Source organism: Thalassotalea montiporae, assembly GCF_053485855.1.
This window is the reverse complement of sequence record NZ_JBQRUO010000009.1, coordinates 1-25,745: the sequence shown is the minus strand read 5'-3', so window position 1 is coordinate 25,745 and position 25,745 is coordinate 1. Positions and strand designations below refer to the sequence as shown.

The 25,745-nt window shown below is 42.4% G+C and carries 23 protein-coding genes and 1 tRNA gene; 8 read left to right on the top strand and 16 right to left on the bottom strand.

Translation table 11 applies throughout. The annotated features are described in order from the left end of the window. Positions 1 to 12: 12 nt before the first annotated feature. The 10 genes from ACSLUR_RS17745 to ACSLUR_RS17700 form a co-directional block, all read right to left on the bottom strand. Positions 13 to 1,209: a methyl-accepting chemotaxis protein gene (locus ACSLUR_RS17745; RefSeq protein WP_448556640.1), complete on the bottom strand. Its 1,197-nt coding sequence runs from the start codon at positions 1,207 to 1,209 to the stop codon at positions 13 to 15. After that, on the bottom strand, positions 1,202 to 2,290 hold the full coding sequence (cheB, locus tag ACSLUR_RS17740) for a protein-glutamate methylesterase/protein-glutamine glutaminase (protein ID WP_448556639.1): 1,089 nt from the start codon (positions 2,288 to 2,290) through the stop codon (positions 1,202 to 1,204). Before cheB ends, ACSLUR_RS17745 begins: the two co-directional genes overlap by 8 nt. A 17-nt stretch (positions 2,291 to 2,307) precedes the next feature. Further along, positions 2,308 to 2,970 (bottom strand): chemoreceptor glutamine deamidase CheD, encoded by a 663-nt coding sequence (cheD, locus tag ACSLUR_RS17735; RefSeq protein WP_115999992.1) that lies wholly within the window; start codon positions 2,968 to 2,970, stop codon positions 2,308 to 2,310. An 80-nt stretch (positions 2,971 to 3,050) separates the two neighbouring features. Beyond that, positions 3,051 to 3,896: a CheR family methyltransferase gene (locus ACSLUR_RS17730; RefSeq protein WP_448556638.1), complete on the bottom strand. Its 846-nt coding sequence runs from the start codon at positions 3,894 to 3,896 to the stop codon at positions 3,051 to 3,053. Between the two features lie 10 nt (positions 3,897 to 3,906). Then, positions 3,907 to 6,687 carry a methyl-accepting chemotaxis protein gene (locus tag ACSLUR_RS17725; RefSeq protein ID WP_448556637.1) on the bottom strand — a complete coding sequence of 927 codons (2,781 nt, stop codon included), beginning with the start codon at positions 6,685 to 6,687 and terminating at the stop codon, positions 3,907 to 3,909. Positions 6,688 to 6,785: 98 nt separating this feature from the next. After that, on the bottom strand, positions 6,786 to 7,268 hold the full coding sequence (locus ACSLUR_RS17720; protein ID WP_448556636.1) for a chemotaxis protein CheW: 483 nt from the start codon (positions 7,266 to 7,268) through the stop codon (positions 6,786 to 6,788). Between the two features lie 65 nt (positions 7,269 to 7,333). Then, entirely contained in the window at positions 7,334 to 7,858 is a 525-nt protein-coding gene (locus ACSLUR_RS17715; protein ID WP_115999988.1) for a chemotaxis protein CheW, read from the bottom strand. Continuing rightward, the gene (locus tag ACSLUR_RS17710) at positions 7,858 to 10,092 is read right to left on the bottom strand and encodes a chemotaxis protein CheA (RefSeq protein WP_448556635.1); all 2,235 of its coding nucleotides are present in this window, start codon (positions 10,090 to 10,092) and stop codon (positions 7,858 to 7,860) included. The genes ACSLUR_RS17715 and ACSLUR_RS17710 overlap by 1 nt, the downstream gene beginning before the upstream one ends. Before the next feature lie 6 nt (positions 10,093 to 10,098). Further along, positions 10,099 to 10,461: a response regulator gene (locus tag ACSLUR_RS17705; protein WP_116013781.1), complete on the bottom strand. Its 363-nt coding sequence runs from the start codon at positions 10,459 to 10,461 to the stop codon at positions 10,099 to 10,101. Between the two features lie 30 nt (positions 10,462 to 10,491). Then, on the bottom strand, positions 10,492 to 10,767 hold the full coding sequence (locus ACSLUR_RS17700; protein ID WP_448556634.1) for an STAS domain-containing protein: 276 nt from the start codon (positions 10,765 to 10,767) through the stop codon (positions 10,492 to 10,494). 495 nt (positions 10,768 to 11,262) lie between these two features. Between ACSLUR_RS17700 and ACSLUR_RS17695 the strand changes: the two genes are divergently transcribed. Next, positions 11,263 to 12,279, top strand: coding sequence for an SEL1-like repeat protein (locus ACSLUR_RS17695; protein WP_448556633.1), 1,017 nt, complete (start codon positions 11,263 to 11,265; stop codon positions 12,277 to 12,279). 251 nt (positions 12,280 to 12,530) lie between these two features. On the opposite strand, the gene ACSLUR_RS17690 is transcribed toward ACSLUR_RS17695, so the two are convergent. Continuing rightward, on the bottom strand, positions 12,531 to 12,986 hold the full coding sequence (locus tag ACSLUR_RS17690) for a hypothetical protein (RefSeq protein ID WP_448556632.1): 456 nt from the start codon (positions 12,984 to 12,986) through the stop codon (positions 12,531 to 12,533). Between ACSLUR_RS17690 and ACSLUR_RS17685 the strand changes: the two genes are divergently transcribed. From ACSLUR_RS17685 to ACSLUR_RS17670, 4 genes are all read left to right on the top strand, one after another. After that, on the top strand, positions 12,971 to 14,209 hold the full coding sequence (locus tag ACSLUR_RS17685) for a PQQ-dependent sugar dehydrogenase (protein ID WP_448556631.1): 1,239 nt from the start codon (positions 12,971 to 12,973) through the stop codon (positions 14,207 to 14,209). The two genes, ACSLUR_RS17690 and ACSLUR_RS17685, sit on opposite strands and share 16 nt — an antisense overlap. 217 nt (positions 14,210 to 14,426) lie before the next feature. Next, the gene (locus tag ACSLUR_RS17680) at positions 14,427 to 14,987 is read left to right on the top strand and encodes a septation protein A (protein WP_448556630.1); all 561 of its coding nucleotides are present in this window, start codon (positions 14,427 to 14,429) and stop codon (positions 14,985 to 14,987) included. Positions 14,988 to 14,998: 11 nt separating this feature from the next. Further along, entirely contained in the window at positions 14,999 to 15,301 is a 303-nt protein-coding gene (locus ACSLUR_RS17675) for a YciI family protein (protein WP_115999981.1), read from the top strand. A gap of 56 nt (positions 15,302 to 15,357) precedes the next feature. After that, positions 15,358 to 15,762: a lysozyme inhibitor LprI family protein gene (locus tag ACSLUR_RS17670; RefSeq protein WP_448556629.1), complete on the top strand. Its 405-nt coding sequence runs from the start codon at positions 15,358 to 15,360 to the stop codon at positions 15,760 to 15,762. A gap of 81 nt (positions 15,763 to 15,843) precedes the next feature. On the opposite strand, the gene ACSLUR_RS17665 is transcribed toward ACSLUR_RS17670, so the two are convergent. Then, positions 15,844 to 16,899 (bottom strand): AI-2E family transporter, encoded by a 1,056-nt coding sequence (locus tag ACSLUR_RS17665; protein WP_448556628.1) that lies wholly within the window; start codon positions 16,897 to 16,899, stop codon positions 15,844 to 15,846. 155 nt (positions 16,900 to 17,054) lie between these two features. Here ACSLUR_RS17665 and ACSLUR_RS17660 point away from each other — a divergent pair, with 155 nt between their 5' ends. Then, complete coding sequence (locus ACSLUR_RS17660) at positions 17,055 to 17,942, top strand: TIGR01777 family oxidoreductase (protein ID WP_448556627.1); 888 nt, start codon at positions 17,055 to 17,057, stop codon at positions 17,940 to 17,942. 90 nt (positions 17,943 to 18,032) lie between these two features. Here the strand turns inward: ACSLUR_RS17660 and ACSLUR_RS17655 are convergent, their stop codons facing one another. Together ACSLUR_RS17655 and ACSLUR_RS17650 are read right to left on the bottom strand one after the other, a co-directional pair. Next, the gene (locus ACSLUR_RS17655; RefSeq protein WP_448556626.1) at positions 18,033 to 20,537 is read right to left on the bottom strand and encodes an ABC transporter permease; all 2,505 of its coding nucleotides are present in this window, start codon (positions 20,535 to 20,537) and stop codon (positions 18,033 to 18,035) included. Next, positions 20,530 to 21,294: an ABC transporter ATP-binding protein gene (locus ACSLUR_RS17650; protein ID WP_448556625.1), complete on the bottom strand. Its 765-nt coding sequence runs from the start codon at positions 21,292 to 21,294 to the stop codon at positions 20,530 to 20,532. Before ACSLUR_RS17650 ends, ACSLUR_RS17655 begins: the two co-directional genes overlap by 8 nt. Here ACSLUR_RS17650 and ACSLUR_RS17645 point away from each other — a divergent pair. Together ACSLUR_RS17645 and ACSLUR_RS17640 are read left to right on the top strand one after the other, a co-directional pair. Next, a complete protein-coding gene (locus ACSLUR_RS17645) occupies positions 21,293 to 21,925 on the top strand; it encodes an arylesterase (protein WP_448556624.1) in 633 nt (210 codons plus the stop codon). The genes ACSLUR_RS17650 and ACSLUR_RS17645 overlap by 2 nt on opposite strands. Then, positions 21,925 to 23,502: a cation:proton antiporter domain-containing protein gene (locus tag ACSLUR_RS17640; RefSeq protein ID WP_448556623.1), complete on the top strand. Its 1,578-nt coding sequence runs from the start codon at positions 21,925 to 21,927 to the stop codon at positions 23,500 to 23,502. Before ACSLUR_RS17645 ends, ACSLUR_RS17640 begins: the two co-directional genes overlap by 1 nt. A gap of 194 nt (positions 23,503 to 23,696) precedes the next feature. Here the strand turns inward: ACSLUR_RS17640 and ACSLUR_RS17635 are convergent, their stop codons facing one another. Further along, the gene (locus tag ACSLUR_RS17635) at positions 23,697 to 24,866 is read right to left on the bottom strand and encodes a hydroxymethylglutaryl-CoA reductase (protein WP_115999973.1); all 1,170 of its coding nucleotides are present in this window, start codon (positions 24,864 to 24,866) and stop codon (positions 23,697 to 23,699) included. Positions 24,867 to 25,427: 561 nt separating this feature from the next. Continuing rightward, positions 25,428 to 25,503: transfer RNA gene (locus tag ACSLUR_RS17630), tRNA-Glu, on the bottom strand. Positions 25,504 to 25,745: the final 242 nt, after the last annotated feature.

The following is a 25,745-nucleotide window of genomic DNA, read 5'->3' as shown; positions in this document are numbered from 1 at the left end:
CAACTCTCCTCATTAAAATAATTCGACATCGCCTTCGTCCATTGACGATTGAGACACTGTTCTTTCTTGGTTAGCTTGTTTACTCGCTGCAACAGCGTCGGCACAAACTTGCTTAACTTCATTTAATTGTTGGCTCATATCTTCCAGCGTAGAAATTCCAGCCAGTACCTGCTTAAGCTTAGCTAAATTATTCAAATTAAACGTTAAAGAATCAATGGTTTGGTAAGTTAAATCTTCAAACTGCAAAGAACGAACGCCGGTTACCGCCGTTTCATCGATCTGTGCAGATATCGTCGCTAAGCGCTCAACAATATTGGTAGTTTGTTCGTTGACATGTCCAACATGCTCCATCATGACACTGACGTTATCTTTCGCTTGCAGCGTTGAGGTCATGTCTGCTGACGCCATTACTTCTACAGAACTACGCAATTTTTCTATGGTTTCTTGCGCGCCTGAAATCTCTGCGCGAATATCATTGTTTAGCTCAGTAGAGTTGACCGAAAGTGCACGAACTTCGTTAGCAACGACCGCAAAACCTCTACCAGCTTCGCCCGCACGAGCTGCTTCAATTGCCGCATTCAACGCGAGTAAATTTGTTTGGCTAGCTAGATTTTCAACTTGCTCTAGTAAACCAAATATACCACTAATTTTTTTAACCATTTCATCGGTATATGACATGGTTTCTAAACTCTGCTTACTCGTATTGATAATAACGCTGACAAAGTCTTCGAGTGTTTGATTTGAGTTTTCAACAAACGAAGCCAGTGTTGTTCCGCCTTCATCACCAATATTTTGATTGGTTTCGATCACTTCACTGATCATTTGTTGCTGCTCTTGACTCAGCGATTGCAGACTTTTAAAGCTATATGAAATTCCGCTAATCGCGTCACGAACTAAACCAGTAACTCGCTGATGCTCCTGCTCTATAACACTTACTTCTTGATCAATCAGCGCTGACATTTGCTCGACGCTCTCTTTAAGCAAGGCGGCATCATACGTATCTGTCGCATCGCTATCCTGAGTATCTTCTAGTTGGCTGCTGCCAGCCTGCTGAGAACTTTCTGATCTCAATAAATTGATGAGTATGCCAGTCACTATCACCAAGAAAACTGTTGTTAGCCAAGGAAGTTGCAGTGCAACTTGGTTAATGATCGCGACTAAACACAAGGCAATTAGTAGCTTAAGTTGCCTATTCTGGTTGTTAAGCATTTAGAGCCCCTTTCATTTCTTCGCGAGTTAATGCTGCATATGCAAGAACTTCTTGGGCGATGTCTTGTAACGCGTGCTCGCTAGTATGGGCATTTAACGCATAAGCGGCTCCAGGCATTCCCCATATTAAGCTCGTGGCTTTGTTTTGGATCATGGTACGAGCGCCATGGCTTTTCAGCCTCGCCATCGCCGCAGCGCCATCTTGCCCCATACCCGTCAGCAAAACAGCTTGGACATTAGCAGCTATTGGCTCTAGCGAATCAAATAGTACATCAACAGATGGCTTATGGCGGTTAACAGGTTCAGAATCATCTAACACAGAAAACAACGCACCATTTTTATGTACCACCTGCAAGTGCTTGTCACCGGGAGCAACATACACATTACCTTCTTTTAATTTCTGACCGTGTCGTGCTTCTTGAACAGTGACCGCAACTTGGCCATTCAACCGAGTTGCAAAACGCTCACTAAATTTTGGCGGGATGTGCTGAGCAATGACCACTGGCGGACAATTCACAGGCAATTGATTGATCAATTGTCTCAAGGCATCTGTACCACCTGTTGATGAGCCAATCGCGACAATATGATTTGCTCGTTTACAGCCTGCAAACGGCAAAGTGGTATGTTTATCTGACTTAACGGATGATATCGCTGATGATAACTGAAAGCTCTTTTGGTCAACTTTTACGGCTGATTTGATTTTCTCAAGTAGCAGATCCTTAAATGCATAGCGATTAGCCAGAAGCTTCTCAAAACTTGGCTTGGCAATAAAATCAACAGCACCAAGCTCTAATGCTTCAAGCGTAATATCTGCGCCTTTCGTTGTTAGCGTTGACAGCATGATCACAGGCATAGGGCGCAAGCGCATTAAGTTGCTTAAGAAAGTGATGCCATCCATCTTAGGCATTTCAACGTCCAAAGTTATCACGTCCGGGTTAAGCTTTTTTATTTGCTCTCTGGCGACATATGGGTCCTTTGCTTCACCCACAACTTCAAGCTCAGGATCTGAGCTGATAATCTCTGTTAACAAGCCACGAATTACCGACGAATCATCGACAATGAGCACCTTAGTTTTATTCATATTCACTGATTTCACTTTTAAAACAATTCGACATCACCTTCAACCACTTCGTGGTCGATGCGCGTGCGGTAATCACTTTCGCGCTGGGCAATCGTATCGTTGTGTAAATTATCTAATCTTTTGACAAAAGCGCGACCGGTTAATGGGTCGAACATTACTTTTCTTGGATAAATAGAACCGACATCATGGTTGATAACTTCTATCCGTTCGGTTTTTAAATAGTCGAAAACAAAAGCGGTGTTGCGTTCACCAATATCTGACATTTTCTTTAACACTTTGCCGCCACCAAATACTTTGGCTTTTAAGTTTCTGCGCAATCCCCCTTGTTTAAGCAGCATATTGATCAAGTGCTCCATCGCAAAATTGCCATAACGAGTAGCATCTGAAGCAAGGCCGCGCTGACCCCAGTCTACTTCATCTGCATTCTTATCTGTGGCAGGTAGCATAAAATGATTCATGCCCCCCACTTGCGCTTGCTCATCCCAGATGCACGCTGAAATACATGAACCAAGAGTGGTAGAAATAAGTACCTCGTCTGACGTCATGTAAAATTCGCCGGGTAATATTTTGGCCACAACCGTATTGCGTTGTTTGTCCCAGTAGTGGTTCACATGCTTAAACTCAGACGCACAATGTGCTAGTGCTGATCTAAGCGCCGATTTCTCGTGTGCATTTACCATACTTGCTATTACTACTCTCTATATTTGCCAATATTAATAAGGCGTATTTATTTAAGATGGTCTCATTTGACCTATAAAATCTATTCAGGCTTTCTAAAAATTGTTCTACCGACGTTTTCAAAATAACGCTGGTACTCGCCTAGGTTTTCACTGTGACCTAACATCAATAAACCACCGGGAGCTAGTAACTCGTAATAACGAGCAAATAAGTCTTGCTGAGTTGCTTTATCAAAGTAAATAATCACATTACGGCAGAAAATCACATCAAATGGCCCTTTAACAGGCCATTCGTGTAACAAATTCAGCTGTTTAAATGTAATTAATGAGCGAACCTCATCGATAACTCTAACTTTCGTTTCATTTGCACCAGTACCTTTTTTAAAATACTTTTGTTGAATTGATTGCGAGATACCTTCAACACGGTTGGCGGTGTAAACGCCTTCTTTTGCCGTTGCCAGTACATTACTATCAATGTCGGTTGCGAGAATTTTGATGTCCCATTGACTTAGCACCGGTGCAAAGCTTTGATGTGTAGTAATTCCCAAGCTATACGGCTCTTCCCCCGTTGAACTAGCACTAGACCAGAGCCTAATGCGCTTCGAGTCTCTATTTTTATTCAGCAATTTAGGAAATTCATGCTTAGCAAGGTAGTCAAAATGATGCTGCTCACGATAAAAACTGGTTAAATTCGTGGTGATAGCATTAATAAAATACGTTCGCTCTTGCTCTGGTTGAGACCTCAGTAAATCACAGTAAGCGTCAAAGCTTGGTAGTTTTCGTTCACGAATAACTCGGGTTAAGCGACGATAGAGCATCTCACGCTTAGCCTCACCCAGCACAATGCCAGCGGAGTCATAAACATAATCGCAAATAAATTTAAAATTCTTACTACTTAGTTGGTAAGAATCTTCTCTTACATCCTTCATCTAGTTAAACCTAAAACTCTTCCCATTCGTCGTCAGCAATCGTTTTGGCTCTTGCTTGACGAGTTGGTTTAGGTGCGCGAAGTTGAGGCTTTCTCGTTACCTCTCGAGTTACGGTGCTTTGAGCAACCTGCTCTTGTTCGCCATTGTCAAAATAAGCCACCTGCTCTAAAAGCCCTTGTGACTGTTCTTCCATTGATTTACTGGCAGACGCCGCTTCTTCAACGAGTGCAGCGTTTTGTTGTGTCATTTCATCCATTTGACTAACCGCTGCACTTACTTCGCCAATACCAGCTGATTGCTCTTTACCTGCATTGTCAATGTCAGCTAGCATGCTGCCAACTTCTTCTATTGCGCTGACAAGTTGCTCAAATGTTTGACCAGTTTCATCGACGAGCTTAGTACCTAAGCCGACAGCCTCAACACTGTCGTTAATCAAGCCTTTAATTTCTTTCGCAGCGCCAGCAGAGCGTTGCGCTAAGTTTCTTACTTCGGCTGCAACCACTGCAAAGCCTCGGCCTTGTTCACCAGCCCTAGCGGCTTCAACTGCGGCATTTAATGCAAGTAAATTCGTTTGAAAGGCAATTTCGTCAATCACACTGATAATATCGGCTATCTTTTTACTCGATTTGTTAATATCCGTCATCGCCGTTATCGCATTGCTGACAACAGCGCCACCGCTTTTTGCTTTTTCAACAACCGATGCAGAAAGCTTAGATGCATTAGATGTATTTTCTGCGTTTTGCTGAACGGTACTAGTTAACTGCTCCATTGCCGATGCTGTTTGCTCTAAGCTAGAAGCTTGCGACTCAGTACGGTGACTTAACTCGTTATTGCCTTCAGCAAGCTCACGGGCAGAATCAAAAACATTGGTCGACGCTGAGCGAATCTCATTAACCATATTGCTTAGGTTTCTGATTGATTCATTCATTGCATCGGCAAGTGCTAAAAATTCACCGTCGTAGCTACCGTCCATCGATTGCGTTAAGTTACCTCTCGCCAGCGCTTGTGCAACATTCTTAGCTTCGTTGATTGGCTGAATAATTGTATCCATTAAGCCGTTGATACTATCGCCAAGGTTACGCATAAAACCTTCATAGTTATCCGTTGCAATTCGAGTATCAAGTTGGCCTTGAATTGCGGCATTAATTAAGCCTTCAACTTGCCCTTGCGCATCTTTTTGCTCAGTTAAATCAAGCCACTGCACCGCATTGCCGACGTGATTGCCCTGCTCGTCTTTTAGTGCAATAGCAATCAATTCAAACACTAACCCTGAGACTGAAATCTCAGTGGTATACGGCATGTTTTTCATGTCTCCCAGCAAATTTTGCTGATGAGCTGGGTTCTTATGAAAAATATCGAAGTTTGTTCCGACAATATTACTAGCACTAAAAGATGGAAAAACTTTACGTAAATCATCTTCTCTGCGCGCTAACATTTTGATAACCGAAGGGTTGGCGTAAACAATATTACCTTGTAAGTCCGCCATCATCAGGTTGGTTGTCATGCCTTCAACCGCAGACATTAAACGTCCTACCTCTAGTGCTTTTGTACGGGCATCGGTAACATCGTGCCACTCAAGTGCATTGCCTATATAATTGCCGCTGACATCATTTATCGCCGTAACATTGAGTTCAAACGTCAAATGTTCAATATGAATATCTGTTTTCCATGGCAAATTTGATGGATCACATAGTAATTTACGCTGATGTTCAGGCTTAACATGAAAGCCATCTATGCAAGACCCGATCAACGCTGATTCATCTGCGCTAAAACCAGGCCACTTTTTAGCGAAGGTGGCTTCATGAAGCTTCAAGAGTTCCAATGTTGCTTTGTTTGCGTAGGTGATATTAAATTCACGGTCGATAAACATGCTTGGCGTGCGAGACTGGTCAACGGCACCTTGTAGTTGCACAGCTTTATTTTCCTGGGCACGTGCATCAGTAACATCTTGCCACTCTAACGAATTACCTATGTATTCGCCGTCAGCATCATTAATTGCCGTGACATTTAGCTCAATAGTTAAGTGCTCTATTTGAATATCAGTTTTCCAAGGTAAATTACTAGGATCGGAAAGCAATGCTCGTTGGTGCTCAGGCTTGACATGAAAAACATCAATGCAGCTACCTATTACCTTCTCTCTATCAGCAACAAATGCAGGCCACTTTTGCTGAAAAACTTGCTCATGCTTGGTTAGCAATTGCATGGTAGCTTCATTGATATAAGTAACAATGAAGTCACGGTCGATCATCATAAAAGCAGTTGACGACTGATCAAGTGCTCCTTGTAGTCGTACCGCTAAATCATTACTTGCTTTGGTTGACGTATCCATAGATGCCTCTTTTTGCACTATCTTCACGATTTGTTGTTGCTCTTCACTTACTTGAACTATTGCTTTAAATATGGATTTAGCAACAGCAGTCGAAGCTCTTTTCGCTGCAACGCTTAATGGTTTGTGTAATGCGGTTTCGATACTGACAAACACTAATTCTACAATCGAATTGAACGCTTGCTGGTCGAAACCATGAACTTGATGAACACTCGCTATTTTTTTTATAACGAGCTCAAGCTCAAGTGGATTTGTTAGATTATTGATTAACTGTTCAAAGTCATTGAGTAAATCGGCAGGTATACTGACTTCATCGGTGTTATTAAGTCCGAGGTAAGCCACTAGCCAATCTAGCGAGTTACTTTGCTGTACACTCGAGACAAAAGTGCTTAGACCGAGCATTTTTTGCTCTGCTGGCACTTTTGCCCAAACTGCTTGCACAGTTGATATTTGCTTTGGAGTCATCTTCCCTGCCTAGGTTAACGCTTTTATTACCCGCCTGATAATTCAGACATGCAACTTCTTTCGTTGGCATACACCAATAAAGAATTACTACGTTGCCGTTATGACATTGTCAGGACTGGGGTTTCATCCATATCAACACTGAATAGCTCGTCTTCATTCAGAAGCGTTGCTGTGTCTAATAAAATAATGAGTTTTTCTTCTACGGTAGCAAGCCCTTTTAAGAAGCTACTGTCGAGTTTGCTGCCAAGTGCTGGCGCTTTACGTACATTGGTTGGATCAAACTTGTAAACTTCGGAAACCGCATCAACAATAATGCCAACAACCATAGGTTTTTCAGGATTGCGACTACGCAAAATAATAGTGACGGTTTTATCATCATAGCTTAATGGCTCTAAACCAAAGCGTTGTCGTAAATCGACAATAGGAATAATAACGCCACGCAGATTGATTACCCCTTTCAGATAATCAGGCTTATTGGGCAGTTCAGTGACAGTCGATAATACTCGTATTTCTTGAACGCATAGAATGTCGACACCAAACTCTTCGCCACTTAGCACAAAAGTTAAATATTCTTGTTCCATTAACTTGCTACCAACCTTTTCTTAAGCAATTTCGTCTCACTACTGTGAGTTCAATCATTGTCAGATTAACCAATACTATGAGCTTCTATTTGTTGAAGCTCTTCAACTGACAGCAAAGTCACGACACCATCACCAACGTTGACTAAGCCATCAACATAATGATGTGGGATAACACCGCCCAACGTTGGCGCATTTTTAATTTCGTTTTCTTCAGCATTTAATACATCAGATACTGCATCAACCACGAAGCCAATCGTCCGACTGTGTTCATCCGATTCATAGCTAAGTACAATCACAACTGTTGTTTCTGTGTACTCAGGCTTACCGATACCAAACTTTAAACGCAGATCTATAATAGGCACGATAACACCACGCATATTAATCACCCCTTTGACATAACTTGGGGAGTTCGGGATACGCGTTGGCTTTTCCCAGCTTCTGATTTCTTCAACACACAGAATATCTACCGCGTATTGCTCATTTTCTAAAAGAAACGTGAGGTACTGCTCACCATTAGTTATAAAATCTATACCTTCAAGCGAGTATTCACCTTCAACCGGAATGTCTTTCGCGAGTGCTTGAATATCCATTAATTCACTGCTCCTTCAAGCGCTTTTGAATAGTTAGCGATTCGCTCTGCTTGCTTTTCAGCAGCGATCTTTTGTGCCATTGAGATAATGCCAGGGATGTCTAAAATCATAGCAACGGAGCCGTCGCCTAAAATTGTCGCCCCAGAAATACCTGCCACATCTTGGTAGTTATCTTTAAGGCTTTTTATCACTACTTGCTGTTGTGCTAACAAATCATCAACCATTAGACCAACTTTTTGACCATCGGCTTCTACCACCACCATCAAAGCGTTATCCACGGTTTGATGTTCGGCTGGTAAATTAAACAACTCAAAAATTGGAATCACAGGGACATTATCTTCACGCAAGCGATAAAGCACCATGTCGCCAGATACGCGGTTAATTAAATCGGCTTTTGCTTGCAGCGATTCGACGATGGTAATCAGTGGTACGACGAAAACTTCGTCGCCAACTTTAACCAATTGACCATCAAGAATTGCCAAGGTAAGCGGTAAGTAAACTTTAAACGTACTGCCCTCACCAGGCACCGAATCAACTTGTATACGACCACCTAATGCTTGAATGTTTTTCTTAACGACATCCATACCAACACCACGGCCAGAAATATCACTTACCGCTTGAGCCGTTGAAAAGCCCGGCTCAAAAATAAGATCAAAGACTTGTTGGTCAGTTAACGAGGCATTGGCATCAATTAAGCCTTTTTCGAGCGCCTTATTGAATACCGCTTCACGATTGATACCGCCACCGTCATCTTTAATTTCGATAACGATACTGCCACCTTGGTGATAGGCGTCTAGCCAAATTGTACCCTGTGCTGATTTACCAGCTGCCAGACGTTTTTCAGCAGGCTCAATACCGTGGTCAACTGCATTGCGCACCAAATGTACGAGCGGATCACCGATTTGCTCCATCACGGTTTTATCGAGTTCGGTATTCTCACCATTGATAATTAACTCGATGTCTTTGCCAGTTTTCTTAGCTAAATCATGAATCAAACGAGGGAAGCGATTGAAAGCGAAGCTTATTGGCAGCATACGAATACGCATCACGCTTTCTTGCAACTCTTTGGTATTCTGTAACAGCTGCTCAAGCCCAGCAGTGAGTTTTTCTACCTTTGAAAGATCAAAGTCATTGCCTAATTCTGACAGCATACTTTGCGTAATCACTAGCTCACCAACGAGATTAATTAAGCTATCGACCTTATCAACCCCTACGCGAATAGAGCCAGTATCGCCCTTGCCTTTAGCTTGTGTTTTAGGAGCCGGTGTCTTAGCTACGGGTTTTGCGACTTGTGCAGCCTGACTGGCTTTAGCAGGTTGTGCTTGCTCTGCTACCTTATTCTCAGAAGCCACTGCATGTTCGGCCAAGGCTTTAGTTGCCGCTTGTTCTAACGCAGCATCCGCATCATTCAAGTGCGGAGATAGCTCATCGAGGGTTTCACTGTCTTCAGCACTAATATTAATATTTGGTGCTTTATTAGCTGGCTGCTCGTCAACTGATGCTGACGGCGTAGGTGTATCGTCGGAAAGTAAGTTGATGTCCAGCTCACACTCATCTTCTACCCACTCAAATACTTCGCGAATATCCGCTTCGCTTGCATTATCTGACATTAGCGTGAGTTGCCAGTGAATATAGAGTTCTTCAACATCAATTTCGGTGATTGAAGGTAATTGTTCTGTTTTTGCTAAAACAATCAGCTCACCTAAGTCTTCTAGCGCATTAAACAGCAGTAATGGGTCGTTACCCGTCTGAACTAAATGATGCTCCGGAATAAAGGTGATCTGCCAAATTTTGCCAAGTAACATTGGCTCGTCAGCAGCAACGCTATTACCACTACCGTCAGTATCTTCGCCATTGGCAAGCAAAAATGACAATCGTTCTGAGGTTTCTTCGATTGATGAAGGGTCGTAGTCGTCATCATTTTGAATTGCTTCAATCATCAGTCGAATACAATCAACAGACGCTAGCAGTACTTCAACTTCTTCGTTATTTATTTCGCGTCGACCATCGCGCATCTCATCCAACAAAGTTTCAACTAAGTGAGTAAAATCCGTTACGTGACCAAAGCCGAATGTGCCTGCGCCACCTTTAATTGAGTGAGCAGCACGGAAAATAGAGTTAATGGTTTCATCGTCACCGTGCTCTAGATTAAGCAGGCTTGATTCCATTAACTCCAAACCTTCGAAACTTTCTTCTAAGAAAGTTGGAATGAATTGCGAGAGATCTAAGCTCATATCACGTTACCGAATGACGCGTTTAATGGTTGCTAATAATTTTTCAGGGTTAAATGGTTTAACTAACCAACCAGTTGCACCCGCAGCTTTACCGCGTTGTTTCATGTCAACTGAACTTTCGGTGGTTAACATTAAAATTGGTGTGAATTTAAACGCAGGTAATTTTCTTAATTCTTGGCATAAAGTAATGCCGTCCATAATCGGCATATTAACGTCAGTGATCACTAAATCAATGTTTGCAGATTGCGCTTTCGTCAGACCTTCTTGACCGTTTGCTGCTTCTACTGTTTCATATCCCGCCGCTTTTAACGTAAAACTCACCATGTCACGAATTGAATTAGAATCATCTACTACTAGCACTTTGGCCATGTTCTTCTTTCCTTTTTATTTATCGGGGCATTAAGCATTAACGTATTGAAGTAAAATGGAGTCTTTAATGCCCAGCTTTTCAATACTTTCTTTGATGACAGACGCCGTGCACTGCCATTCGATGCTTTTGTGAATAGAGGTTAAGTAGGTCACCATAGATAGAATAAGCTGAACGCCAATGGTGTCAATTTTTTCCACTGCGGAATCATCAATTACGATGTCGTCGTGGTTTTCGGCATATTCCATTAGCAGTTGTTTAAATTCTTCTGCTTTGGCTATGGTTAATTCAGCAGGTAATTTGAACATGTGTTTCCTTGATTAAGTAAAGACTACAACTAGCGTTTATTTATCTTTCGACCATAAACCTTGTTTACTTGGTTTGCACATAGCAACACAAATATTCGCGTTGCGCATCATATAGCGTTTTTTTTAATAAATCAGCAAAAACAAAGGATAAATCGTAATCTCGCATTCCTTTGCTCATAATAGCGCCACTACTTATCTTAAAAGCGCCTACATACAGATAAGTACAGCCTTCTCGTTAAAAATATAGGCCAAGAAATGGCACAATCAAGCCAATTGCCTTTCAAACTTGATTTTTATCAGCCATTTAACCGTTAAAACTAGGCGGCAAAAATAGCAAAAAGAAAAGCCTTATTGTTTTTTAAGCATTTTTGCAATTTATGTTTAAAGAATGTGCTAAAGGACAATAATCTTCGCTATTTTAGGCTGGTAAATTGATTTCAAAAATACAAATCATTAAGGTAGCTATAACGTCATTGCATAACCTAATAACTATTTATGTCTGATAACTTCAAAGCACCTAGCCAAGTGTTTCGCTGGTTCGAAAAAATGAAAGCGAATTACGAACATACCGTCAACTCGGTGTTAAATAAATTTGAAGCTTATAATGAAAAGCAACAGGAAAGAATTGATGCCAACCATCAAGATCATCTTGAGAGCTTAAAACATCTGCACAAAGAGCAACAAATTCAAAGCCAAGCAACAATTGCTCAACTTCAGGCCGACGTAAATTACTTTAAGCAACAGGTTTCTCAACAGCAACATACCATTGAGCAGCTCAATGCTAGGTACGACGCGGTAATGACAACCTTTTTGGAGCAGAAAAAACGCGATATCGACATTAAAGCGATTTTTGACAACGATGAAGAAGAAGCGCCAATCGAGTTGACTTCTTCATTAGAAGCTCAACGTCATACAAATGTTCAGCGTCCAAGAGAAGCTATCCAACAAGCCCAACCAACAGCTGAATTTGAGCCTGAACAACAGCCTAGCTCGGCGATAGAGCCAGTCAAGCTATCCGCTAACACTACTGATGAAATAGCTGATGACTTTACTAATGAATCACCGGATTCTTTGCTCGATAACTCTGCCAATGTAATAACCGAAGAAACAAACAGTGAGCATCAGGAAGCATTATCAACTAACGTTCTTGAACCAGATCATATGCTTGATGACCGAGAGCCCATTGAACTTGTCGAGTCAGCAGAGCCTGATGAAGCACTTGCCGATAAGCTCTACAACGAAGCAATGGCTAACCGTGACAACCAAGAATTTGAGCAAGCTATCGCTTTATTTAAGGAAGCCGCGAAATTTGGATGCGTTAAATCGCGTGGCGCTATCGGCAGAGCTTACTTCTTAGCGGAAGGCGTTGATGAAGACCAGACGCTTGGTTTAGCTTGGCTCATCAGTGCCGCTGATCTAGGACTGCCACAAGCAATTAAACGGGTTGAGTATTTCCAAGAATCAGATCCAGAGCTATATATTGAAGCTTCTACTTTAATTGGCAACGCCTAACGTATTTAGCCCTGTTTAGTGTGCTAAACTAATTGGTTCTTTTAATACAGCCAAGTGCTCTCAACCCCGCAACTTTAAACCCAATTATTCAAATAATTAGAGTTAGCTCGGTATTTTAATCCACGCTAACCAACAAAGAAAAAGACTAGCCTAGCTAGCTGTGCGGTTGTGTAGAGCTAGCATATGAAACTTGCCATCTAAGCATTGTAAAAATGCCAGAATAAAAAGCAGGTGTACAAAGCATCAAACCTTTAGAGGTTAATTTTTGAAGTGCTCAGCACAGGGCTAATTTTTGCGAAAGTCCAGCCGCCAATAGCGCCCGCCAATAACTGTGCATAAAAGCCCCAACCTCTAGCACCTGCGATAATGTTGATATTCATTATCGATTCAATAGCGACCAGAACGATAAAAAAAGCGGTAATACCACCAGCTATATATAACTGAGTTCGAAATTTGTCCCATTTTCTGGCGAGCCAAGCAGTTACCGGAAAGGCAATTAAAAAGGCGATGGCGATAATCGCACCATACGTTGGCAATAGCCCTAACCAATCTTCCTGTGTTAACTGTAAGCGATCGGCAAATTTTACCTCTATCCCAATGTTAACTAATTGATTGACAACATATTGGCTATGAAACAAGCTAGCAAGAGAAAACGTAAGTAACCAAGAAACTAAAAAGGAAGGTAGAACTCGTGTTAAAAATTGCATGGGCATCTCAATCTCGGCTAGCTCGACTAATTCGACGTAAAGCGTCACATCAGGCACGTTTTTTTTCTTACCCTACCAAAGGCTTAAGCACTAAACAATTGCTGTTAAGCTCTGCCTCCTTGCTTACTTCATTTTCGCTGCTTGCAAATACTGAACTTAACGCGCCTTCTGTAAACCTAATAATGCCTGACGACTACAAAGTCACTACCATTGCTAGCGACTTAAAATCGCCTTGGAGTATGGTTCAGTTACCCAACAAAACTTGGCTAATCACTGAGCGCGATGGTCATGTTGTTATCGCCAAAAATGGGCAGCAATCTAGAGTAAAATTAGCCCTCGACGGTTTGTACGTTGCAGGTCAAGGTGGCCTGCTTGATGTTGTGCTTGCACCTGACTTTAGCGTATCGAAAGAAGTACTATTCACCTATGCGCAAGGTAAATTAAATGCAAACCGACTGGTTATTGCCAAAGCAAAATTTGATGGTGAGCAATTTTCAACGCCGACTATTATTTATCAGGTGGCAACAGACAAAGGTACGCCGCAACATTATGCGGGTCGAGCACTAATATTGCCTGACAACACACTGCTATTTTCGAGCGGCGACGGTTTCGACTACCGAGAACAAGCCCAAGTAAAAACTAGTCAACTTGGCAAAGTGCTGCGTATAAAGCTTGACGGTAGTATTCCTGATGATAATCCATTTAGCCAACACGAGAATAATAAAGCACACGCGGTGTATACCCTAGGGCATCGCAATACACACGGCTTGATTTATGATTACGACAGTCAACAGATTGTTAGTCACGAACATGGCCCAGCAGGCGGAGATGAACTCAATTATTTAACGGCTGGGGAAAATTATGGCTGGCCAGTGATAACCTATGGCAAAGACTATTCACAAGCTCGTATTTCCCCTTTTACAAAATACCCCGGCATGAAACTGCCAAGTGTGGACTGGACGCCTTCCATCGCCCCTTCAGGTATGGCCTATTATGGCTCACAACATAGCAGTTTTACTTCACTGCAACGACACGCTTTGATCACCACCTTAGTCGATAAAAAACTCTATGCTGTTAATTTAGCGAATGGAGACTTTACCCAAACTCACGTATTTCCTGATATCACAGGACGATTAAGAGATGTTTTTGTCACAAGCAAGGGGGATATCGCGGTATTGGCTGACGGTAGCGACGCTAAATTAACATTAATTACGCCTGAGTAGCATCTAGGTACTTGGGATGAGTGATTGAGGTAGCTGGTGCCGAGAAGCGATAAGACCTAACAACGCTAGCACCTAGAACGACTATCGAGCAATTAGTACAGATATAACGCCAGCAGTAGTCTTGTATCGAAAAAGCATATCACCAATCAGAGAATTCATTGGCTAAGGATTTTGCTTTAGGTAGAATGATGGCAAATTATGTTAATAGCTTTTTAATATGCAAGCTTTGTTTGAATATGTTCCTTTAATTCTGTTCTTTGTTGTTTATAAGTTTTACGACATTTATGCAGCAACAGGGGTTCTTATCGTTGGTGCTTTGCTGCACATTATGTATTTCATTCTGACAAAACAAAAAGTTCCAGCCAAAAACTGGATTATCTTTGGCTTAATTGCCGGCTTTGGTGGATTGACTATCTTTTTACAGGATGACACTTTTCTCAAATGGAAAGTTACTATCATTAATGGCTTTTTCGCGATCGCATTGCTAATCAGCAACTATGTGTTTAAGAAGAACCTAATTAAACAATTAATGGCAGAAGCGCTTGAGTTGCCTGAGAAAATTTGGGCCAAGCTGAATCTGAGCTGGGCTGGATTCTTCGCATTTTGCGGTGCGTTAAATGCGTATGTAGCGTTTAACTTCAGCCAAGAGGTTTGGGTTAATTTCAAAGTATTTGGTTTGATGGGGCTTACCTTTGCATTTGCCATCGGCACTATTATTGCCGTTCACAAACACCTTCCCCAAGATGACGCCGATTCAACGGCGAAAGAAAAAGAGTAATTATATTTATGATGTACTACATGATCTACAGCGAAGATGTCGCTGATAGCCTACCACTTCGCATGCCAGTAAGAGGCGCTCATTTAGAGCGTTTAAAAACCTTACAAGACGAAGGTCGCCTGCTGGTCGCAGGTCCTTGCCCAGCCATCGACAGTGAAGACCCTGGTGAAGCGGGTTTTACGGGCTCACTGGTTGTTGCTAAGTTCAACTCGCTAACTGACGCACAAACATGGGCAGATGCTGACCCTTATATTGACGCCGGTGTTTATGCCAAAGTTGTTGTAAAACCCTATAAAAAAGTACTACCAGCCTAAGCTTATTCTAAAGGTATTACTGATAAATAATTAGTCAGAAGGTTAAGAAAAATCCCATGAAGAAAGCGTTTTTTGCTATTTTTCTGGCAGTATCAACAGGGATGATGTCAGTGACGCATGCTAAGTCTATTAGCGATTGTGACGCCTCCAAGGCCGACAATATTGATTATTCTCGATGTTTAGATAGAGTAAAATCAGCCGTTGATCGTGAATTACAGACGTGGATAAACAACCAAATATTTATCCTTGAAGACATTGCAGCAAAAACCGGGCGTAAGTCTGCGCTAAACATGTTTAAACGTGCGAATAGTGATTTTATCAAGTACCGAGAAAACAATTGTCGCTGGCAATACCTGGCAATTTCCCCTGCAACAACAGCAGGTAGCGCATACAAAGAATGCTATATCCGATTAAGCCGCTCTCGCATTGCCGATCTTAGTCAATTAAATACTGAAAAATAACTTTCTGTTTACTAAACAAAAAAAGCGCATTTCAGCTATTCTGAAATGCGCTTTTTTATTTAACCTTTAAACTAAAAGTAGCTATTTCGCTGTATGATACTTCTCTACATCATCATCGCTAGAGAGCATAATGGCAAACCAGCGACCTTCTTCGGAGCTTTCCAAGCCAATCTTGATAACCATGGTCAACGGTACCGAAAGTAGCATGCCAACAGTACCAAATAGCCAGCCCCAGAAAATTAACGACAAAAACACCACTAAGGTTGAAAGCCCGAGGCCGCGTCCCATAAAACGTGGTTCAATCATATTGCCCATCACGGTATTAATTACCATATAACCTAGCCCTATACCGCCAGCAGCCGCTGGCCCTAGTTGCAATATCGCCAATGACATTGCAGGAACTGCCGCAATAATAGAACCGATATTAGGAATGTAGTTTAGCAAAAAGGCTAACACGCCCCACAGTAAGAAAAAGTCTAAGCCGATAACCCAAAGCATCAGTGATACCGCAACACCAGTTCCAATACTAACCACCGTTTTAATCGCTAAATAATGATTGACCGATTGTAAAAAGCGGTCAATTTGACTTAAGCGCATCTCTGGGTCATCCAATGCGTAATGCAGCTTTTTCGGTAAAGAGGACGCTTCAAACAACATAAACACAACAGTGATAATGATCAAAAATAAATTCGCCATTACGCCACCTAGGCCGCTCAGCATATCTGCCGCTAAGCCCATTGCTGCTGCGGGATCAAAATACTCAATTAATACAGCGGATGATATCGCAATATTGTACTCGGCTAGCTTATTTGTCACCCAAGCAAATTCTTCATTTAGTTGAGTACGATACTGGGGCAACTGTTGTGACAATTCATTCAGTGAGTTACCCACCAGTCCTGCAATTGACAACGCGATAGCAAGAAACAGCACAATAACCAAAGTGACTGACAGCGCTTTCGGAATCTTGTACTCACTCGCTTTGGCAATCAGAGGGTTACAGATAACCGCAATAAAAACTGACAATAGAAAAGGTACGAGTATATTGGTGGCGGTTTTTAAGCCAGCAAGCACGATAAATACTGTCGCAATGACCACTAACCCTTTTAAGATCCCTGTTGAGGTTTCACTTATTCCCATATTGCTCTCAGAAGTCTACTCTTTATGGCGAACATATTGTAAGTTAGCCAGATAAAAAGCAATGATTTTATTTGTTTAGCAGAACTCGACAACTAGCCATCACGTAACTACATATATAGATAAGTTTTAGTAGATATAAATCAACTAGAGTCATTATGAAAATATTAATCACCGGTGGCACAGGCTTAATCGGGAAAGCATTTATCAAGCGCTTTGTTAACGAACACAGCTTTACCGTGCTAACACGACACCCCGATAAGGGTTCGCCTATCAAAAATGTAATCTATATTGGTACGCTCGACGGTTTTGAAAATTTAGATGAATTTGATGCCGTTATTAATCTGCAAGGAGAGCCTATTTTTGGTAAACGCTGGAATTCTTACCAGAAACAGCAACTTATCCAAAGTCGAGTTCAAGTGACTCAGCAGCTAGTTAGCTTAATTAATAAAAGCCAAAACCCGCCTAGTACGTTGCTTTCTGGTTCAGCCATAGGCTATTACGGCAGACAAACTGAGCTAGATATTGATGAATCATTTGCCACTCCGTATGATGAATTTAGCCACCAGCTTTGTCAAAGTTGGGAAAGTGCAGCATCAAAAGCAAATACCAAGGCTAGAGTATGCTTGTTACGCACTGGCATTGTATTAAGCCCTGAAGGTGGAGCACTTGCGCAAATGGCACCTCCATTTAAGTTTGGCTTAGGTGCGGTCATCGGTAATGGGGAACAAGTCATGTCATGGATTCATATTGATGATATGACCAAGGCAATGAACTTTTTACTGACAGCTTCCTCAATTGAAGGCGAGGTGAATTTTACAGCACCAAATCCCGCCAGTAATAAAATATTCAGTGATGAATTAGCTTCGGCTTATCACAGACCTAGAGTTATGTGTATGCCTGCTTTTGTGGTGAACTTAATGTTTGGTGAAGTCGCAGAATTGCTCATTTACGGACAACATGTTGTTCCGAAAAAGCTACTCGAAGCAGGCTATACATTTGAGTTTCCGCAATTATCGCAGGCATTAAAAAACCTTATTCCATAATGGTTCACTTTTACTAGTGACAACGCACGGAATAAGGTTTTTAACTACTAATGCACCAGTGCTTGGCCTGCGGATATAACAGCGTACCGGCTACATAGTGCGGCGTATCAAGGTAACACTCGACATATTGAGCAAGCGCCAACAGCTTAACATGCCAACCGCCCCAACAAACGCGGCCCCTGCGGTGATGCCAACACCCCAGTAGCTAAAGTGAAAGCTCGGCGACATATCAAACACTTGAGTTTGAATCACATAAACGGCGGCTTCCATTGCAATTCCGGCCATTAAACCAGCAACCACACCCAAGCAGACAAATTCAAGCAAAACACTGTTTCGCAGCAAGCTACCTTTTGCCCCTAAAGTTCTCAGAATGGCAATTTCTCGCTCACGCTCTTCCATACTGGCTTGTACTTGTGCAACCAACACAAGCGAGCCCGCAATCACCACCATGACTAAAATAAACTCAACTGCAATCGATACCTGATCAATCACAGTGCGCAACTGTTTGATCAGTGCGCCAACGTCTATCATAGAAATCGTTGGGTAGTCTGCTAAGAAACGATTAAAAGCCTGCTCCTGTTCAGGGGCAACATAGTGAGAAGAAATATACGTCGCTGGGAAGTCTTGCAACACATACTGATTAAAAATCATAAAGAAGTTAGGTTGCAGTGATTGCCAGTCTACCTCACGCACACTGGTGACTTCAGCGCTAAATTCTTCGCTGCCCAATTGGAACGTTAAGGTGTCACCAACTTTAACATCTAGGCGCTCTGCTACGCCCTGCTCAATCGATACTTGTGGCTTTTTATCATCAGGACTAAACCATTGACCGTCAATCAACACATTGCTGGGCGGCAATTCAATTCGCCAAGTTAAATTAAGCTCTCTACCCACGCCGCGACGTTGCTGCTCAGCATCAGGATCATCTTCCTTGGTAACTTGTTTAGTCACCGAGTCTTCGTTAATGGCTGTTAATCTGCCACGGACAACAGGATATAAACCACTGCCAGGAATTTGTTGCTCCGCCATAAACTGATTAACAAGATCCACTTGCGGCTGGCTGATATTCACCAAAAAGCGGTTTGCGGTATCGTTAGGAAGTTGCGCCTGCCACTCGTTAATAAGATCGGTGCGCACCACAACGATAAGTAATAACAATTTAATCGCAATGGTAAAACTCACCAACTGCACACTGTTTTCTTTTGCACGACGCTTTAAATTAGCAAAGGCTAAATGTAGCGCTTTACCTGATTTGCTGCCCGCACTGCGGCCAAGGTTAACCAGCACTTGCCCCATCAGCAGTAAAACAATAGAGACAACAACGCCACCAGCGAGCAAAACTATGCTCATCAGTGCATTTTGACTAAACAAGTAAAGCAGTAAATACAAAGCAACAATGGCTGGTACTAATTGAACCCAGTGGAAAGTGTTATGCTTGAAGCCGCGAATAACCGCTAAAGGCTTCACCGACACAAGTTGCATCAGTGGCGCAATGGCGAAAGCAATCGCACACAGTAGTCCTGTTGCAATAGCGATAAATAGAGGTCGCAACATAGAGACCTCTACTTCCACTTCCAAATAACCTTTCATAGCATTTAGGCCAACTTGCTGTAAGCCATAGCCAATTGCTAAGCCAACGGCAATAGATAAAGCACTTAGCAACCCCCAATGCAAGCAGTAAAGTTTGGTAATATGGTTTTGGCTAGCGCCCATGGCCTTAAATACCGCAACCATAGGTTGATGACGCTGGCCGTATCGACGACTGGCGACCGCGACAGCAACAGCTGCTAAAACTATGCCTAGCATGCTAGCGAGTGACAGGTATTGCTCAGCACGAGTAAGTGATGACGATAACGCTGAGCGACTTGACTGAATACCATACCAGCGCATGGTTTCATTCACTTGTGGCTTGATCCAATCTGCAAAATCATCAATTTGCGCTGGTGTGCCAGCAAATAGCACTTTGTAGGTTAAACGGCTGCCTGGCTGGATTAACTCTGTTTTTGCCATGTCAGCAACATTCATCAGCACGACAGGGCCAGAGGTAAAAACACTAAAAGAAGCATCTGGAATTTGCGTGGCAACGCCAGCAATTTTAAGCTCAGCTAAACCGACTTCAATCGTGTCACCAATTTCAACACCTAACACGTTCAGCAGCTTTTGCTCTGCCCAAACTTCGCCTACTGCCGGCCCTTGCTGCGCATTTACTTTGCCTTGAGCATCTCGTACTAGCAGCTCACCTTTGAGTGGGTAGGCTTCACCAACGGCTTCTATTTCGGCGAGTTGCAAGGTGTCATTGGCAAATACCATAGAACCCATTTCAAGCTTGAGCGCCGAGCGCAGACCAAGCTCATTACTTTTAACAAAGATATCTTCGGCAATTGGTCTAGGAGATTGCAGTACACGATCAGCAGCAATAAAGGTCGAACTTTTGTTGATAATAGCCGCTTGGATTTGATGTGAAAAACCCGACAGCGAAAAAACTGTCGCCACCGCAAGCACTATCGCCAAGAAGATAATCGTCAATTCACCGCGTCTTAATTCATGCTTGAGCAAGCGCAGCGATTGGTTAACCCAAGTTTTAGCGCTACTCATTGACGGTTCTCTTTACGTTTTCATCAATGGCAGTAACAGCCTCTGTTGCCGAGCTGTTGGCGCTTTCGGTCAATGTGTCTTCAACAATAAGGCCGCTATCAACAATCACTTTACGATGACAACGATTAGCAAGCTTCTCATCGTGTGTCACTAAAATTAACGTGGTGCCATTTTGTTTATTCAAATCAAACAGCAACTCGGTGATGTGCAGGCCGGTTTTACTGTCGAGATTACCGGTTGGTTCATCGGCAAATAAAACTTCTGGTTGGGTAATGAAAGCACGAGCGATGGCAACGCGCTGCTGCTCCCCACCAGACATTTGTGAAGGAAAGTGATTAACGCGATCAGCTAAATCAACCTGTGCGAGCAACTCTTTTGCCCGTTGCTCAGCGTTAGGTAAGTTCGCTAGTTCAGCGGGCAGCATCACATTTTCAAGTGCTGTTAAACTGTTAACCAGCAAAAACTGTTGAAAAATAAAACCAACGTGCTTCGCCCTTACTGCGCTGCGCGCTTCTTCGTCCATGTTATGCAAGGTGTTGCCCATCAACTCAATACGACCGCTGCTGGGTAAGTCTAAACCGGCAAGTAAAGACAGTAATGTGGTTTTACCTGAGCCTGACGCACCAACGATGGCTAAGGTTTCACCCGCGCTAACCGCTAGATTTATGTCGGATAATAAGTCTAAAATATGATTTTCCAATGTCACTGACTTTGCTAAGTCACTGACCTTTAAAATAATGTCGGATTCTAACTTCATGTTTAAACGCGCTTTTAAAGTATTAATGATGTCACTGTTACTATGTCAAAGTTTCAGTGTGCTTGCTAATGCTCGTATTTTATTACTCGGTGATAGCCTTAGTGCAAGTTACGGAATGAAACAAAACCAAGGCTGGGTTTATTTGCTAAATCAACAACTAAAAACGAATAATGCTCCCTACCAGATCATCAATGCTAGCATAAGCGGCGAGACCACAGCAGGCGGTTTATCTCGCCTACCGGGAATTCTATCGAAACAAGAAGTCGATTATTTGCTGATAGAACTGGGCGGCAATGATGGCCTGCGCGGCTTTCCACCTAAGTTAATTAAGAATAATTTGTTACAAATTATCGACTTGGCAAAGCAAAAAAACATCACGGTTTTTCTAATGAACGTCAAGATCCCACCCAATTATGGACCACGCTATAACAAAATGTTTGGCCAAGTATTTGTCGACGTTGCTGAGCACGCCAATGTGCCATTGCTGCCTTTCTTTTTAAATACGATAGCGGTTCACCCTGAACTGATGCAAAACGACGGTATTCACCCCAACGTTGAAGCCCAGCCCAAAATCGTTGAGGTAATGGCAAACCAATTGGCTGAGATCATTACGACTAAGGCCAGCAACTAATGGAATTTATCTGGGTTTTATTTGCCTTTTTCTGTGGCCTTGGCGCTAAGTTAATTTCGCTACCCCCGTCAATTGGCTACTTGCTGGCTGGCTTTGTGCTCCATTTTATGGGTTTTGAAGCCGATGACTACCTGACTACACTGGCCGATTTAGGCATTACATTGATGCTATTCACCATTGGTCTAAAACTTAATGTGAAGGATCTTCTCAAACTCGAAGTCTGGGGAGGCGCCCTTTCTCATACCGCGCTTTGGTTAGTAAGCACAGTTGTGATGATAAAGCTGGTCGCCTTTGCCGGCCTTACCTACTTCGCCGCACTGGAACTGGAAATTGCGCTATTAATAGCATTTGCGCTGAGCTTTAGCAGCACGGTATGCATTGTTAAATTACTTGAAGAACAAGGGGAAATGCGTACCCGCCACGGCAAGCTTGCGGTTGGTATCTTGGTGATGCAGGACGTTGTCGCTGTGGCATTTTTAGTGGTAGCAACGGGCAAAACGCCAAGTATATGGGCACTTGGCTTAGTCGCATTGTTCCTTATCAAGCCTATCATGAACCGAATTATCACCGCGGTTGGCCATGGCGAGCTGATTCCGCTAACAGGGTTTTTCCTCGCTCTAGGCAGCTATGAATTATTTGAAGCTGTGAGCATTAAAGGTGATTTGGGCGCACTCATTGTCGGCATGCTGTTAGCAAGCCACCCGAAAGCTAGTGAGATCAATAAAGCCCTATTGAATTTTAAAGATTTATTCTTGATTGGCTTTTTCTTAATGATCGGCTTTACTGCCCTACCCACATGGGAAATGCTCGGCATTGCGTTGCTTATTTGTATAATGTTGCCAATCAAATTTGCACTCTTCTATGTGTTGCTTAGTAGCTTAAAGTTAAAAGCAAGACCTGCATTTTTATCAGCCATGCTTCTGACCAACTTTAGTGAATTCGGCTTAATTGTTGCGGCGTTGAGTGTTGATAATGGCTGGCTAAGCAAGGAATGGTTAGTTATTTTAGCACTCGCTGTTTCAATTTCCTTTGTCTTAACCAATGTCGTCTACCGATTCTCGGAACGCTTATTTGCCAAGCACAAAGCCACGTTAACTCAACTAGAGCGCACTAAGCGATTGCCTGAAGATATATTTGATCAACCTTGCGACTCACCTATTGTTGTCGTAGGTATGGGGCGTGTCGGCATGGGTGCATACCAAGCACTTGATCAACAAGTGGGCAATAAAGTTTGGGGATTAGATGCAGATCGAGGAAAAATTGATTGGTTAAAATCGACAGGCGCACAAGCCTTCTATGGTGACGCTGAATCTCGTGATTTTTGGGAAACTTTAGATTTGAATCAACTAGAGCTAGTAATGATTGCCGTGCCTTCTGTGCAAGATGTGATTAACATCACTACCCAATTAAAGGCTGTTAACTACCGTGGTCAAATTGCTGCCATTGCCCGTTTTGATGATGAACGAGAGGAGTTGCAAGCACTAGGTATTGATAAAGTGTTTAACTTCTACAATGAAGCTGGTGTCGGTTTCGCAGAAGAAAGTTTAGCAATGGTAAAAGTGCCACAGCCAGTCTGAGCCGATAATCGCTTAAGCTAAACAGAATATAGCGATAATAATAGTCAGGTTAAAGCCCTAACGCCATATCAAAACGTCATACAAAAACGTCCTTATAAAAAAAGCGGATAGTGACTAATCATCACTATCCGCTTTTCTCTTCAGTATTCTGATTGGCTGCTAAAAGCTCTAACAAGTAATCATTTTGTTAGAATTTAACGGTTGCGACCTAACTGATCATGGCTACTTACCCAGTGACCAGAAATCACCGCAGATTTCAGTGAAATATCACCTGCAAGTACTGTCGCAGCAACAATCTCAGCAAACTTATTTGCCTTACCTTTGCCCACACAGCCAAGCATTTGTAAACATTCGTTTTGCGTTGGTAAGCCAGTACCACCACCGAAAGTCGCAACAATTAACGAAGGTAACGTCACTGATAAATACAAGTCACCATTTTCCATTAACTGGTGTGATAACAAGCCAGCATGTGATTCAACTACATTAGCTTCGTCCTGACCCGTTGCAATAAACAACGACGCAATACCATTTGCGGAATGTGGGCCATTGTATGCTGCATTTGCCATCATTGCGCCAGTGTTTGCCATGACACAGCCATCAGCGAACTGCTTAGTACTAACTTTCATAATTTTTTGCAGCACTTCATCTTTAATCATGATTTCGGCAATAACTCGTTTACCGCGCGAATGGAGCATATTTAAGTGAGAGTGCTTTTTATCGGTATCCATGTTGCCAGACAATAAGTAGCGGCAAGAGAAAGGTGCATTAGCAATGATCCATTCACAAGCAGCTAGGGTTGCTTTACCCACCATGTTTTGGCCTGCAGCGTCACCTGTTGTGAAATTAAAGCGTAAGTAACGGAATCGAGAAATTGACCATTGTTGAATTTTTTCAAGCTTACCAACAGAAGTTGTTGTTTCGGCCACTTCCTTGATACTTAGAAAGTGATCATCAACCCATTGACCAAAGTCACGAGCTTCGCGTGCACTTTCAAAAATAAATGCTGGTGCTCGTTGCATAAAGCCTTCAACCACGGTGGTTTTGACACCACCACATTCGTTAAGCAAACGCATACCACGGCTATAGCTCGCCACTAAAGTTCCTTCAGTTGTCGCGAGTGGAATGAAGAATTCGCCTTGTGCGTGCTCACCATCAATTTGCACTGGGCCAGCAACACCAACAGGCATTTGCACAACCCCTATAAAATTCTCAATGTTGCCAGGTAACACATCTGTACTAATACTGTAGTTTCCTGTGTGCTCCATAACTGCACCGGTTTCTTGATGGATAAAGTCACGACGAACTTGCGCCATTTCATCTGTGTAATCATTTTCTGAATTACGTGGAATTTTTTTACTAACCATACTACCTTCCTTTGCTTAACTTATTGAATTTATGAAATATCTCAACCTTCATAGCAGCACCTAATGAGACGTCTTCTATAAAGTAAAAATCGTGTCATACACCCCAAGAGAGTATTTACTCTATTAATTACCCTTCTAACGTTAACGATCTTAAAAATTACCGACAAGTGATTTATTTTCGCCCAGACCTATTCCCTTTTTTATTTACCCTAACAAAGTTATGGAATACATTATAGAGATTTTGTTAAGAAAATATGATCATGGTGATGTTTGCCTTGTTGACCATTTCTAGAAAGTTAACAGGCCGATATGTGGTTAGAATTCACTGCAGATTTGGAAATCGGCGACAGAAATTACATTTATCGATTATGTTTTGGTGAGTTGGTCGTTATTTTAGGCTCGGCTGCTCTGGTAAAAACTTGGTAAACGCTAAACGAAAATCAGAGAAATTATTAAGAAGAGAATAATAGAAAGACATCAGTTAACTAATGTCATTTATAAAGCGATATGAATCAAATTTTGGATATAAAAAAACCGACTTGCGTCGGTTTTTTTAATTTGTGGCATCCCGTAGGGGATTCGAACCCCTGTTACCGCCGTGAAAGGGCGGTGTCCTAGGCCTCTAGACGAACGGGACACTGAAATCGCTTAACAAATTGTGTTAACACACTTTGTTAATTCAGCGCTTGTTGCTATTTACCTTTCAAGAAAAGTACCCTTCTCTTTCAATAGCAACCGCTTAGAAACTTTTTAGTTTGCATTACTCTAATTTAAATTAGTTTAATGCTCACTTGGTCAACTGCCTGACCTAGAAGGCAGCTCCCAGAATGTGGCATCCCGTAGGGGATTCGAACCCCTGTTACCGCCGTGAAAGGGCGG